Genomic DNA, 13544 nt, shown 5'->3' with positions numbered 1-13544 from the left:
GTACGGCCGAGTACGAGCTGCGATCCTCCGCCTTGCGATGCACCGCACCAGACGACGCGGGCTGATCCACGAAGATCGCCCGGACAGGACCTAGTCGACGGTGAGGTCCGGCGCCGGGGGGAGGCCGAGGAGGTCCGTCGCCTCGGGCTCGGTCATGTCCTGGGGGAGGGGCGGGGCGTCCGGGTCCGAGGCCGCGCCGGTCAGCAGGGCGAGCAGACCGGCCACTTGGACCCCGGCCTCCGCGGGGTGGCGGAAGACGGCTCCCGGGGAGATCTCGTACCGGTTGCGCCGGCCGTCGCGGACGCGCCGCAGGTACCCGTCCGACTCCAGGTCGGTGACGATCGTCTGCACGGTGCGTTCGGTCAGTACGCACACCGCGGCGACATCCCTGAGCCGCACGGCCGGGTCCCGGGCGATGGCCACCAGAACTCGTGCGTGATTAGTCAGAAATGTCCAATTTTGACGCTGCGACATACTCCCCATGCGCACATGATGCGACAGGCGATTCACGTGTTGCAAGACGCGAAACGGATTTCCGGTAATTCTTGACGTACGAGCAGAAGAGGTCCACCATCTACGGCAGTCAAGGTCCCGCGCCGCAAGCCGACAAGCCCAAGGAGCGAACCCCCATGCCGGTCCCTGCCCCGTCCTCCCATACCGCCGCCGCCCCCGCCGCCGTTCCCGCCGTCCCCGCCGCCGTTCCGTGCCCCCGCCGCAGCGCCGAGGCCGCCCGGATCGCGGGCCTGCCCCGGATCGACGAGCCCCGGGAAGTGGCCCCCGCGGACGCCAGGGAGCTGTCGAAGGTCTTCTTCCGGCGGCTGCGCGAACTGACCGAGGGCACGCCGGAGTACCAGTACGTCCGCAACACGCTCATCGAGATGAACGCCTCACTCGTCCAGTACGCGGTACGCCGCTTCCGCAGCCGCGGCGACGGCGGCGACATGGAGGACATCGTCCAGGTCGGCACCATCGGCCTGATCAAGGCCATCGACCGGTTCGATCCGGCCCGCGAGAACGAGTTCTCCACGCTCGCCATGCCGTACATCACAGGTGAGATCAAGCGGCACTTCCGCGACACCTCCTGGGCCGTCCGCGTCCCGCGCCGGCTCCAGGAGCTGCGCATCGACATAGCCAAGGCGAAGGAGGAGCTGACCGTCACACTCGACCGCTCGCCCACCGTCGCCGATCTCGCCGCCCGCCTCTGCCTCTCGGACGAGGAAGTCATAGAGGGTCTCGTCGCCGCAAACGGCCACACCAGCGGCTCCCTGGACGCGCCCCACGCCGAACACGGCGAAGCCTCGACCGAGGGCCACACCCTCGCCGACGTCATGGGCGAGGAGGAGCCGGCCATGGAACTGGTCGAGGACATCCAGACCCTGGCGCCGCTGCTGGAGGAGCTCAGCGACCGCGAGCGCCGCATGCTGCAGATGCGCTTCGGCGAGGAGCTGACCCAGGCCCAGATCGGCGCCGCGCTCGGGATCTCGCAGATGCAGGTCTCCCGGCTGCTCACCCGCCTCCTGGCCCATCTGCGCACCTCCATGCTGGAGGACCCCGCGGATCCGGCGGCCCCCGCGCACCCGGCCGAACCCGCCACGGGCCAGGCCTGACACGCGCCGGCCCGGACAGACCGGGCCCGATGCGCGGCGAGCCCCACACCCTCGCACTGGTTGACCCGGCGGACCACCGCCGGGTCAACCAGTGCGAGGGTGTCTGTTTCGTCACACCCCGGTCCGCCGGATCCAACGGCCCCTGCACGTGAGGTGGGTCACCTCCGCGTTTGCTCGGGCGAATGCGGGGCACCCGCGCAGCTGGAGCGGACCCGTGGCCCCCCGCCCCCAAGACCGCGGGCACCGCCCACGCCGGGCCCTCCCCGACCATCCCAGGGCCCCTGCAGGTGTGGGGGGTCACCTCGGGTTTTGGTGGGGCTATGGCGGGGCACCCGCGCTGCGGGAGCGGACCCGGGCCCGCCGGCAGACCTGCCGGCGGGCACGGCGCACGCGGGCCGATCCCGTCCCGCTCTACGGCCCGCCGGCCCCGCCCGGCGCCCGCCGTCCCGGTACGACCCGCGAGGTTTATGTGTCCACGCTCCAGGCCGAGCACGTGTACAAGGTGTTCGGAAGACGACCCGGCGACGCCGCCGCCGCGGTCCGCGCGCTCGAAGGCGGCGTCGGCCGCGCCGAGCTGCGGTCCGGCGGAACGACGGCTGCGGTCATCGACGCCTCCTTCAGCGTCGAGCCCGGCCAGATCTTCGTCGTCATGGGTCTGTCGGGCTCCGGCAAGTCCACGCTGCTGCGCATGCTCAACGGACTGCTGGCGCCCACCGCTGGACGCATCCTCTTCGACGGCCAGGACCTCACCGTGCTCAGCGCGCGCGAGCTGCGCCGCGTACGGTCCACGAAGATCAGCATGGTCTTCCAGCACTTCGCCCTCTTCCCGCACCGCGACGTGCTGGAGAACGCCGCCTACGGGCTGGAGGTCCAGGGCGTGCCCCGGGCCGAGCGCGAGCGGCGCGCCGCCGAGGCGCTGGCCCTGTGCGGGCTCGAAGGCTGGGAGAAGTCCTGGCCCGACGAGCTGTCCGGCGGCATGCAGCAGCGCGTCGGCCTCGCCCGCGCCCTGGCCACCGACGCGGAGCTGCTGCTGATGGACGAGTCCTTCAGCGCACTCGACCCGCTGATCCGCCGCGACATGCAGGACCAGCTGCTCGAACTCCAGCGCCGCCTCAAGAAGACCATCGTCTTCATCACCCACGACCTCAACGAGGCCATGCGCCTGGGCGACGGCATCGCGGTGATGCGCGACGGCCGCATCGTCCAGCAGGGCACCGCCGAGGACATCCTCATGCGCCCCGCCGACGAGTACGTCGCCTCCTTCATCCAGGACGTGGACCGCTCGCGCGTGCTCACGGCCGACGCCGTCATGGACGACCCCTCCACCGGGACCGATGCCTGCGGCTGCCCCACCGTCAGCGCAGACACCCCGCTCGCCGAGCTGTGCTCCGTCAGCGCCCGCGTCCCGCACCCGGTCGCCGTCACGGACGCCGACGGCGCCGTCGTCGGCTCCGTACCGCAGGACCGTCTCATCGCCTTCATCGGCGACGAACAGCGGCCGCCGATGGCCTGCGTGGAGGTGGCTGCCTGATGCCCCGCCTGCACCTCGGCGCCTGGGTCGACAGCGGTGTCGACTTCCTCCAGCGGCACCTGTCCTGGCTGTTCGACGCCATCAGCGCGCTCGTCACCGGCCTCTACGACGGCATCGACGCCGTCCTCTCCGCCCCCGCCCCGCTGCTCTTCGCGGGCATCCTGGCCGTCGCCGCCTGGTGGCTGCGCGGTCTGCTGGCGGGCCTGCTCGCCTTCGCCGGCTTCGCGCTCGTGGACTCCGTCGGCCTGTGGGCCGAGGCCATGTCCACCCTGTCCCTGGTCCTGGTCGCCACCCTGGTCACGCTGGTGTTCGCGGTCCCGCTGGGCATCTGGGCCTCGCGCTCCGACCGGGTCAGCGCGGTCCTGCGGCCGGTCCTGGACTTCATGCAGACCATGCCGGCCATGGTCTACCTGATCCCCGGCATCATCTTCTTCGGGGTGGGCGTGGTGCCCGGCATCATCGCCACCATCATCTTCTCGCTGCCGCCGGGCGTCCGGATGACCGAGCTCGGCATCCGCCAGGTCGACGGGGAACTGGTCGAGGCCGCCGAGGCCTTCGGCACCACCCCGCGCGACACCCTCGTACGCGTCCAGCTCCCGCTGGCCCTGCCCACGATCATGGCGGGCGTCAACCAGGTCATCATGCTGGGCCTGTCCATGGTCGTCATCGCCGGCATGGTCGGCGGCGGCGGACTCGGCGGCGCCGTCTACAAGGCCATCGGCAACGTGGACATCGGCCTCGGTTTCGAGGCGGGCATCTCCATCGTCATCCTCGCCATGTACCTGGACCGGATGACCGGGGCGCTGGGCCGCCAGGTCTCCCCGCTCGGCCGCCGTACGCTGGCCAAGGCGCGGGCCGCCGCGACCGGCGCCGCCAAGGTGTGGAACCACCGCCCCCAGCCCGCGTACGCGATCACCGGGGCCGTGGTCCTCGCCCTCGTCGCTGGCGGCATGAGCACCTTCGGCGGCTCCGCCCGCGAGGAGGGCCCGGCCGGGGCCGCGGACATCGGCAAGGGCCGCACCCTCTCCGTCGGCTACATCCCGTGGGACGAGGGCATAGCCTCCACCTTCCTGTGGAAGGAGCTCCTGGAGCGCCGCGGCTTCAAGGTCGACGCCCGCCAGCTGGAGGCCGGCGCGCTCTACACCGGCCTGGCCGGAGGCCAGCTCGACTTCCAGACCGACGCCTGGCTGCCCGTCACCCACGCCCAGTACTGGGAGAAGTACGGGAACAAGCTGGAGGACCTCGGCTCCTGGTACGGCCCCACCTCGCTGGAGCTGTCCGTGCCCTCGTACGTGAAGGACGTGCGCTCGCTCGCCGACCTCAAGGGCAAGTCCGGGCAGTTCAAGGGCCGGATCATCGGCATCGAGCCGAGCGCCGGGGTCATGGCGATCCTGAAGGACAAGGTCCTCAAGGAGTACGGGCTCGACGCCGAGTACCAGGTCGTCGACGGCTCCACGCCCGGCATGCTCGCCGAACTCAAGCGGGCGTACGACAAGAAGGAGCCCGTGGTGGCCGTGCTGTGGTCGCCGCACTGGGCGTACTCCTCGTACGAGCTGACCAAGCTGGAGGACCCTAAGGGGGTCTGGGGCACCGGCGACGGGATCCACACCCTCGCCCGCAAGGGCTTCGCCGAGGACGAACCGAAGGTCGCCGAATGGCTGCGCTCCTTCAAGCTCACCGAGGAGCAGCTCACCGGCCTGGAGGCGAAGATCCAGGAGACCGGCAAGGGCAAGGAGCAGCAGGCGGTGCGCGCCTGGCTGGCCGACCACCCCGAGATCGACCAGCTGGCCTGATCCCGGAGCGGACGCCGCGCGGGTCCCCGTACGAGACCGTACGGGGACCCGCGCACCGCTGTCCGGGCCCGCCGGGGCGGCGGTTCAGCGGACCAGGACGCCCTCCGGCAGTACCGCCGGGTCCTGCCGCGACTCCTCGGACCGGGGCCTGGCCGGCCACCAGAGGGAGCGGCCCAGCAGCGCCGCACAGGCGGGGACCAGGACGATCGACAGGACGAAGGCCGAGAGCAGGATCCCCAGCCCCGTCGCGAAGCCGATCTGCTGGGTGGCCGGCGCCGGGTTCACGGCGAGGCTGCCGAAGGAGGCGGCCAGCACCAGTCCGGCGGTCGCGACGGCCGGAGCGGTGTGCCGCACCGCCCGGGCCACGGCCGCGCGGGCCGGACCAGGCCGCTCCATCTCCTCGCGGATCCGGTCGGCCACCAGGATGTTGTAGTCGGTGCCCAGCGCGACAACGAACAGGAACAGGATCAGCGGGAGGGTGAAGGCCACCCCCGGCTGCCCCAGCGCGTGCTGGAAGACGAGCGCCGAGGCCCCCAGCGTCGCGGCGAACCCCAGCCCCACGGCGAGCAGCAGGACCAGCGGCGCGAGCAGGCTCCGCAGCAGCAGGAACAGGATCAGCCCGATCAGTACCGCGGCCACCGGGAACACGACCTTCAGGTCCTTGTCCACCGCGGCCGCGATGTCGGCGAACACCGCCGAGGTACCGCCCACATGGGCCTCGGTGCCCGCGGGCCGGTGCGCGGCGACCGCCTCCCGGACCGGACCGGAGGCCAGGTCGCGGGCCTCCTGGGTGTGCGGTCCGGCGTTCGGGAACAGGTCGATCCGCGCCGCCAGCCGGTCCTCGCTCAGCACGGCCGGGACGACCCGGCCCACGCCGTCCACCTTCCCCAGCGCCCCGGCCAGTGCCCCCAGTCCGTCGGCGCCGAGCGCGCCCGCGTCCGGCGCGGTGAGGAAGACGCTGACCGGGTCCGACACGCCCGCGGGCAGGGCTCGGGAGATCTCGGACGCGGTGACCACGGCCGCCGTACGCTCGCCGCCCCCGTCGCCGGGCCCGTAGTCCATCCGGATCCCGGCCACTCCCGCGGCCAGGGCGCCGAGCAGCGCCACGCACACGAGGGCCGCCGCCAGGGGCCGCCGGACCAGCCGGTCGCCCAGCCGCGCCGCGCTGCCCCCGCGGGGCTCGCGCTTCAGGGAGTGCGAGGGCCAGAACATCCGGCGCCCGGTGACGGCGAGCAGGGCGGGCATCAGCGTGAGGCTGCCCAGCAGCATCACCAGCACGGAGACGGCGATGGCCGGACCGAGCACCCGGAACTGTCCGAAGGAGGCGACGGCGAGCGTGGCGAAGGCGGCGACGATGGTCAGTGCCGCCGAGGTCACCGCCGTCCCCACCCGTCCGGCGACCTCGGCCGCGGCGGCGCGCCCGGACTGGTCCGGCCGCCGCCGCAACTGCTCGCGGAAGCGGAACAGCAGGAAGAGGAAGTAGTCGATGCCGATGCCGACCAGTACGACGTTGATCAGCTGCGGGGTGGAGGGGTCGAGGTCGATCCCCGTCAGCGCGGCGGCCCCGACCACCGTTCCCGTAGCCGCCCCGCCGACGACGGAGACGACGAGCAGCGGCAGCAGGGCGGCGAGCAGGCTGCGGAACACCAGGACGTGCAGCAGCACGATCACCGCGAGCATCACGATGCCGATGACCGTGGACCGGGTCTTCTCGGCGTCGGCGGTGTCCACGCCGTCGGCGAGCCCGCCGGTGAACCCGGTCCGCAGTCCCGCCTCGGCGAACTCGGCGCGGGCGTACTCGCGGAAGGCCCGGTAGGTGTCGTGGACCCGGGGGTCCTGGGAGTTGCCCGTCAGCTCCACGGACAGCAGCCGGAAGCTGCGGTCCGGGGCCGTCATGGCCGGGCTGACGCGGGGCACTTGGGAATGGTCCGGGGCGAAGAACAGGTCGTCCTCCGACGGGGGCATGACGACCCGGTGCCGCGCCAGCGCCGCGGCCTTCTCGTCGATGCGCCGCTCGTCGGCCTCCGCCAGCGGCGCGCCGTCCGTGCGGGCGACCAGGACGGTCAGCGGGCTGGCGCCGGGCTTCACCCCGAACTTCTCCTCGGCGACCTTCAGGGCCGCGGCCGAGTCGTAGGACGCAGGCAGGAAGTCCCCGCCGCTGGTCTGCGTGACGCGGTAGACCATGGCCTGGCCCAGGAAGGTCAGTGCGATGCCGAGCACGGCCCACACGGCGATCACCTTCCACGGACTTCTCGTCGAGAATCCGGTCAGGTCGCGGATCACGGTGGCTCCTCCGGTGGTGCGGTGCGGCCGGGGTCTCCCGGCCGGTTTCCAGACCATCAGGCGGGACGGGCGCCGGCGTCCGGGCGGAGGAGGATCCGCGGCCAGGGACCCGGGTCCGGTCGCGGGCCCGGACCAGGACTCCGGTCCTGGTCCGGGACCCGACTCCGGGCCGGTGGCAGGGGGCGCGGCCGGTGCCAGAATGGATCACGGGGACCGGCTGCGCGGCTTCCGGCACGGGCCGGGAGGGACAGTCGGCGGGGGAGGACCGGCAGTGATGGACAAGGGCGCCGACCGGCTGACCTGGACGCGCCACGACGCGCTCATGGCCATCGCGGCCGCGGCGGTCGACCTGGTGGGCTTCTCGCAGGGGGACCCGTCCGAGACGGTGGCCCTCAGCCTCGCGGCGGCGTTCGCGCTCGTCCTGGCGGCGCTGTCCCTGGTCGCCCGCCGCAGCCACCCGGTGACCGTGCTCGCCGTGGTGCTGGTCCTGGGCGTGGTGCCCAACCTGGCGACCCCGGTGCCCACTCCCCACGTCCCGATCAGCCTGGCCGTCGCCCTGTACGCGGTCGTCAGGTTCCGCCGTCCCGCGGTGGCCGCGGCGGCCTGCCTCGCGGCCGTCCCCCTGCCCTCGGTGGGCCAGGGCGGCATGCTGCTGCCGCCCGGCTGGGGCGTCGTCGCGAATGCGGTGGTCGTGGTGCTGGTCGGGGGTTCGGCCGTGGTCATGAACCGCCGGCAGCGGGAGGCCGAGGCCCACCAACTGCTGCGGGCGGAGCGCGCGGTGGCCGAGGAGCGCCGCCGGATCGCCCGTGAGCTGCACGACATCGTCGCCCACCACATCACCACCATGCAGCTGATGGCGGGCGGTGCGCGGGCCAACCTGGCGCACGATCCGGAGGTGGCGCGCGAGGCCCTGGTGACCCTGGAGGACTCCGGGCGGATGGCGCTGCGCGAGATGCGCCAACTCCTGGACGTGCTGCGGGCCGGGGAGGAGACGGAGGCCGGGCCCGAAGCTCCCCAGCCGGGCGTGCGGGACCTGGACCGGATCGTCACCGAGTCGCGGCTGGCCGGCACGGACACCGAGCTGACCGTGGACGGGCCGGTCCGGCCGCTGCCGCCGACCGTGGGCCTCACCGTCTTCCGGATCGTGCAGGAGGCCCTGACCAACACCCGTAAACACGCCGGGGAGGCGCGGGCCCGGGTACGGATCACCTACGGACCCGGCGAAGTCGCCGTGGAGGTGCGGGACGACGGAGCGGGAGCCCCGCCGCCCGCTCCTCGCTCCGGACCGCGCCGCTCCGGGTACGGTCTGATCGGAATGCACGAACGCGTCGCCCTGCAGGGCGGCACCCTGGAGGCCGCCGCACTCGACGGCGGCGGCTTCAGGGTGGCGGCCCGCCTCCCGGTCCCGGGAGGCGCCGGGGGCGGCCAGGGAGGGGAACGACACCGATGATCCGCGTGCTCATCGCCGACGACCAGCCGCTGGTGCGGCGCGGCCTGGCCCTGATCCTGGGCCCCGACCCGGAGTTCGAGGTCGTGGGCGAGGCGGAGGACGGGGCCCGCGCCGTCGCCCTCGCACAGCAACTGCGGCCCGACGTGGTCGTCATGGACATCCGGATGCCGGTCCTCGACGGGGTCAAGGCCACCGGGGAGCTGGCCCGCGTCCTCCCGGAGACCCGGGTCCTGGCCCTCAGCACCTTCGACATGGACGAGTACGTGTCGCCGCCCTGCGCGCCGGCGCGTACGGCTTCCTGCCCAAGGACATCTCCCCGGAGGAGCTGATCGCCGCCGTCCGCACCGTCCACACCGGGGAGGCCGCCGTCGCCCCGCGGCTGCTGACCCGGCTCATCTCCACCTACGTACGGACCCCCGTGCGGCCCCGCCCCACGGGCGCGGTGACCCCGGCCGACCTCACCCCGCGGGAACGGGAGATTTGGCAGCTGATGGCCACCGGCCTGGACAACGCGGAAACCGCCCGCGAACTGGACATCAGCGTCTCCACGGTCAAGAACCACATCACCGGCATCTTCGGCAAGCTCGGCGTCCGCGACCGCGCCCAGGCCGTCATCGCGGCGTACGAATCGGGGCTTGTGGAGGCCGGCGGGGGGAGCGATTGAGGCCGGCAGGGGGAGCGGTTGATCACAAAGTGCCCCCAAGAAGACCGGAATCCTCCTGGCGACCACACCTCTGACCAGCCAGAACACTGGATGATTCGCCCGTGCGGACGAGGCCCCGTCCATGGCACAGTGCGATCAGCCCAACCGCACGACCAGGGAGCCTCCATGCGCGATCCGCACTCCACGCCCTTCGCGGCCGCACCCGAGTGTCCGCCGGAGCCCGGTCCGCTTCCCTGCTGCCCGGTGTGCGACCGGGTACCGGAGCGCATCTCCTGGCGCCAGCGCCCCGGAGAACCGGTGGTGCTGGCCTTCGACCCCTGCGGCCACCGCGCCTCCTCGCCCGCCGCGCCGGTCCTCGCGGTCCTCCCGGCGGCGGGACGCGGCGCAGCGGGCGGGCCGCGCGCACTGGACCTGTGAGGCACTGAGCCCCTGGACCATGTCCCCCTACCCCGCGGCCGCATCGCTTGGTAACCTCCGCGCGCGCATCGGGGGCCGCTGAACCAGGGGGGAAAATGGCCGAGTTGCTCACTTCCGAGGACCCGGAACGGATCGCCGGGTACTGGCTCGCCGCCCGCCTCGGCGCGGGTGGCCAGGGAACGGTGTACGAGGCCTACGACGAGGCAGGGCAACGCGTCGCCGTCAAGGTGCTGCGCCCCGAGCTCGTCGCCCGCCCCGAGATCGCGGGCCGGTTCACCAAGGAGGTGCTCGCCGCGCAGCGCGTGGAGTCCTTCTGCACCGCACGGGTCCTGGAGAGCGGCACCGACGGAGAACGGCCCTACATCGTCAGCGAGTTCGTCCCCGGCCGGGATCTGCGCAAGGCCGTCCGCGACTCGGGACCGCTCACCGGCGACGCACTCGTCCGGCTGGCCACCGGGGCCGCCACCGCCCTGGCCGCCATCCACCGCGCCGGCGTCGTCCACCGCGACCTCAAACCGGACAACATCCTCCTCGGCCCCGACGGCCCCCGCGTCATCGACTTCGGCATCGCCCGCACCGAGGACATGTCGCTCACCGCCACCGGCCACCTGATGGGCACGCCCGGCTACATGGCCCCCGAGGTGCTCACCGGACGGCGCGCCGACGGCGCCGCCGACGTCTTCGCCTGGGGAGCCGTGATGCTGTTCGCGGCCACCGGACGCGACCCCTTCCGCGGCGAGAACATCGGCGAGGTCGTCGTACGGGTCACCGAACACCACCCGGACCTCACCCCCTTGCCGCCCGCCCTGCGCCAGCTGGTCGGCGAGGCCCTGGCCAAGTCCCCGGCGGACCGCCCCACCGCCACCGGACTGCTGCTGAGGATGCTGGGCGGACCGGCCGACGAGGCCGACGCAGCCCTGCTCGCGGCGGGCCGGGAGAACGCCGGACGGCTGCGCGACGCCACCGCGGACGCGGCCGAGCCGGCCCTCGGCGCCGCCGCGGAGACGATGTACGAGCGCCTTCCGGAACCGGTCCGGCAGGCCGTACGGGAGATCGCGCTCCGGCTGGTCGTCCCCGGCAGCGCCGCCGACGGCTCCCAGGACACGCTCCGCACCGCCGCCACGGCGGAATGGCTCGACGGCCGCCCGTACGAGGAACGCGGCGCGCTGCGCGACGCGTTCGACTCCCTCGCCGTCGCCCGGCTCCTCGTCCTGGAGGACGACACCGCGCGGCTCGCCGCGCTCGGCCTGCTGCGCGCCTGGCCGCGGCTGCGCGACTGGGTGGACCAGGACCGCCAGGCCCTGCTCCTGCTGCGCTGGCTGACCGCGGCCGCCGGGCACTGGGACGGGCAGGGCAGGCGGGCCGAGGACCTCCCGGCCGGCAGCGCCCCGGAGGCGGCCCGCGCCTGCGCTGCCGGGGCGCCGGTCTGGCTCCGCGCGAGCCGGCTCGAGGGCGCGTTCCTGGAGGCTTGCCGCCAGGCCGCCGCGGCGCGCCGAAGGCGCACCCGGCGGCTGCGCGGGGGCGCGGCGGCCCTGCTGTCCCTCGCCCTGGTGGCGGGGCTGGTCGCCTGGCAGCAGAAGCGCGTCGGCGACGAACGGGCCCGCCAGGCGTCCGCCCGTACGATGGCCTCCATCGCCGAGAGCCTGCGCACCTCGGACCCCGAAACGGCCGCCCTGCTGAGCGTCGCGGCCTGGCGGACCGCCCCGGTCGACGACGCGCGGGCCGCCTTGTACGGGTCCCTGGGCCAGGACGAGCGCGCCGTCACCAACAACCCGGCCCGGGTGTCGACCGGTTACTACGACGACAGGGCGGACCTGCTGCTCGACGGCCGGACCCTGGCCGTCCTCAACGCCCAGAAGAGCGTGGAGGTCTGGGACCTGGCCGGCGGCAAGCGCACGGGCCGGGCCGAACTGCCCGAGGGCACCCCGGATCTGCCGGCCGCTGTGGACCCCTCGGGGACCGTCGCGGCGCAGTCCATGGGCCAGGGGGTCCGGCTGATCGACCTCAGGACCGGCAAGGCCGGCCAACTGCTCCTGCCGGACCACGGGACGCCCAGGGTCCTCGCGGTCTCCCGGGAGGCCGCCCTGGTCGCGATCGCCACCAGCACCCCCGAGGAGGTGGTCCTCGTCGACGGCCGCTCCGGCCGGCCGGTGCTGCGCGCGCCGGGGAGCACCGCCGCAGCCCTGTCGCACGACGGCGCGACCTACGCATACTGCCCGCCGGGCAAACCCGTGCAGCTGTACTCCCCGGCCACCGGGCGGACCGCCGAACTGCGCCGGGAGTCCCCCTATCCCACGGTCACCTGCGAGCGCAACCAGGGACTGGCCTTCAGCGCGGACGGCAAGCGCCTGATCCACACGAACACCGGCCGCACGTCCACCCTGTGGGACGTGGCCTCCCGCACCGTGGTCCGCGAGTTCGGCGCGGAGTCGGTGGCCGCCCTCAGCGCGGACGGAACCCTGGCCGTCGAGGTCACCGAGACCCAGCTGCGGGTGTGGGCCGACGACGCGACCACGTCCTCCGCGTCCCTGCTCAGTTATCCCCGGCTGGACACGGACGGCATGGCCTTCAACCTCTCCCTCGCCTTCGACGCGGACAGCCGGCTGCTGCGGTACGTGGCCAGGGACCGTCAGGTCCGTTCGCTGGACCTGACGTACGGACTCCAGGACGCGGCCGCCGAGGCGGACGTCTCCGACGCGGTCTTCGCCCCGGACGCGCGGACGCTCGGGACCGTGGGGGTCTCGGACAGCGACGCGAAGGACCGCTTCCGGTTGTGGACCACGGATGACGGCCAGGTGCGTGACCTGCCGCATCACCCGGTCGGGCCGCCCATCCGCGACGCGGTCGACGAGGACGAGGACGGTACGTCCGCCTACTCGCGCGACGGGCGGCTGCTGGCCACCGCCTCCTGGCACGAGGACGAGAAGCCGCGCGTGACGGTGTGGGACGTCCGCGAGAACCGGCTGCGCGCCGAGCTCGCACCGCCCGGTCCCGTCCTGCGCGTCAGCGGTTTCGCGTTCACCCCGGACGGCAGCCGCCTGGCCGTCGCGGTCACCAAGAACACCGGGCCCGGGGCCCTCTCCCGCGCCGTGCAGATGTGGGACCTCGGGTCCGGCCGGCAGGAGTACGAGATCGAGGACGTCGGGGCGGTCAACCTCGCGATCAGTCCCGACGGCGCGTTCCTGTTCACCTCGGCCGGGGAGCGCGTGGACCTCGCCACCCGCGCCGTCGAGCGCGAGGTCCTCGGCCCCGGTGTCATCCAGGACCTGGAGTTCAGCGACGACGGCTCGGTGCTGGCGGTCAGTCTCCTCCAGGGCACGGTCACCCTCTGGGACGGCGCAGGGCGCCGCCGCCTCGGAGGCCTGTCGAGCACGGCGGCCACCCGCGGCGACGACTTCGGCGGGCGGGTGGCGGGGCTGCGCTTCTCCCGTGACGGCAGGACCCTGGCCGCGATCGTCGGCGACAGCCGGGTCCAGCTGTGGGACGTACCCGCACGGCGCCGGCTCGGAGATCCGCTGCGCGGGGCGGCCGGGAAGCTGCGCGCCCTCGCCTTCGATCCCCGGGGGCGGCTGCACGTCTCCTCCTCGTACCGCCCGCACCGGGTCTTCGACCTCGATCCGAAGGCCGTGGCGCGTGCGCTGTGCGAGCGGGTCGGCAGGGACCTCACCCGCGCGCAGTGGGAGCAGAACGTGCCCGACCTGCCCTACCGGTCGGTCTGCTGACCGCCTGCCCCGTGGCGGACGGATGTTCAAAGATGCTTGATTGCAGGCCAGTTCGAGCATCTTCCTTCAAGTGACTC

Annotated in this window: 8 protein-coding genes and 1 pseudogene; 7 read left to right on the top strand and 2 right to left on the bottom strand. The window is 73.4% G+C overall.

Annotation, left to right across the window (positions count from 1 at the left end; translation table 11 throughout):
* Positions 1-90 precede the first annotated feature (90 nt).
* Positions 91-483, bottom strand: a complete 393-nt coding sequence (locus AB0D94_RS30335) for a helix-turn-helix domain-containing protein (protein ID WP_362058205.1) — start codon at positions 481-483, stop codon at positions 91-93.
* 146 nt (positions 484-629) lie between these two features.
* Between AB0D94_RS30335 and AB0D94_RS30330 the strand changes: the two genes are divergently transcribed.
* The 3 genes from AB0D94_RS30330 (at position 630) to AB0D94_RS30320 (ending at position 4931) form a co-directional block, all read left to right on the top strand.
* Entirely contained in the window at positions 630-1607 is a 978-nt protein-coding gene (locus tag AB0D94_RS30330) for a SigB/SigF/SigG family RNA polymerase sigma factor (protein ID WP_362058202.1), read from the top strand.
* A gap of 469 nt (positions 1608-2076) precedes the next feature.
* The gene (locus tag AB0D94_RS30325; RefSeq protein WP_362058199.1) at positions 2077-3138 is read left to right on the top strand and encodes a betaine/proline/choline family ABC transporter ATP-binding protein; all 1062 of its coding nucleotides are present in this window, start codon (positions 2077-2079) and stop codon (positions 3136-3138) included.
* Positions 3138-4931 carry an ABC transporter permease/substrate binding protein gene (locus AB0D94_RS30320; RefSeq protein WP_362058196.1) on the top strand — a complete coding sequence of 598 codons (1794 nt, stop codon included), beginning with the start codon at positions 3138-3140 and terminating at the stop codon, positions 4929-4931. The genes AB0D94_RS30325 and AB0D94_RS30320 overlap by 1 nt, the downstream gene beginning before the upstream one ends.
* 84 nt (positions 4932-5015) lie before the next feature.
* Here AB0D94_RS30320 and AB0D94_RS30315 read toward each other — a convergent pair whose 3' ends face one another.
* Complete coding sequence (locus AB0D94_RS30315) at positions 5016-7214, bottom strand: MMPL family transporter (protein WP_362058193.1); 2199 nt, start codon at positions 7212-7214, stop codon at positions 5016-5018.
* A 274-nt stretch (positions 7215-7488) separates the two neighbouring features.
* On the opposite strand from AB0D94_RS30315, the gene AB0D94_RS30310 reads away from it, so the two are divergent.
* The 4 genes and pseudogenes from AB0D94_RS30310 to AB0D94_RS30295 all read left to right on the top strand — a co-directional run bounded on the left by AB0D94_RS30310 (position 7489) and on the right by AB0D94_RS30295 (position 13467).
* Positions 7489-8664, top strand: a complete 1176-nt coding sequence (locus AB0D94_RS30310) for a sensor histidine kinase (protein WP_362058190.1) — start codon at positions 7489-7491, stop codon at positions 8662-8664.
* Positions 8661-9328 (top strand): annotated as a pseudogene (locus tag AB0D94_RS30305) (response regulator transcription factor). The gene AB0D94_RS30310 and the pseudogene AB0D94_RS30305 overlap by 4 nt, the downstream one beginning before the upstream one ends.
* 165 nt (positions 9329-9493) lie before the next feature.
* Positions 9494-9745 carry a hypothetical protein gene (locus tag AB0D94_RS30300; protein ID WP_362058187.1) on the top strand — a complete coding sequence of 84 codons (252 nt, stop codon included), beginning with the start codon at positions 9494-9496 and terminating at the stop codon, positions 9743-9745.
* A 95-nt stretch (positions 9746-9840) separates the two neighbouring features.
* Positions 9841-13467, top strand: a complete 3627-nt coding sequence (locus tag AB0D94_RS30295; protein ID WP_362058184.1) for a WD40 repeat domain-containing serine/threonine-protein kinase — start codon at positions 9841-9843, stop codon at positions 13465-13467.
* Positions 13468-13544: the final 77 nt, after the last annotated feature.

The sequence above is a fragment of the Streptomyces sp. NPDC048255 genome (assembly GCF_040652415.1).
GTDB lineage: Bacteria > Actinomycetota > Actinomycetes > Streptomycetales > Streptomycetaceae > Streptomyces.
This window is presented reverse-complemented; position numbering and strand designations above follow the sequence as displayed.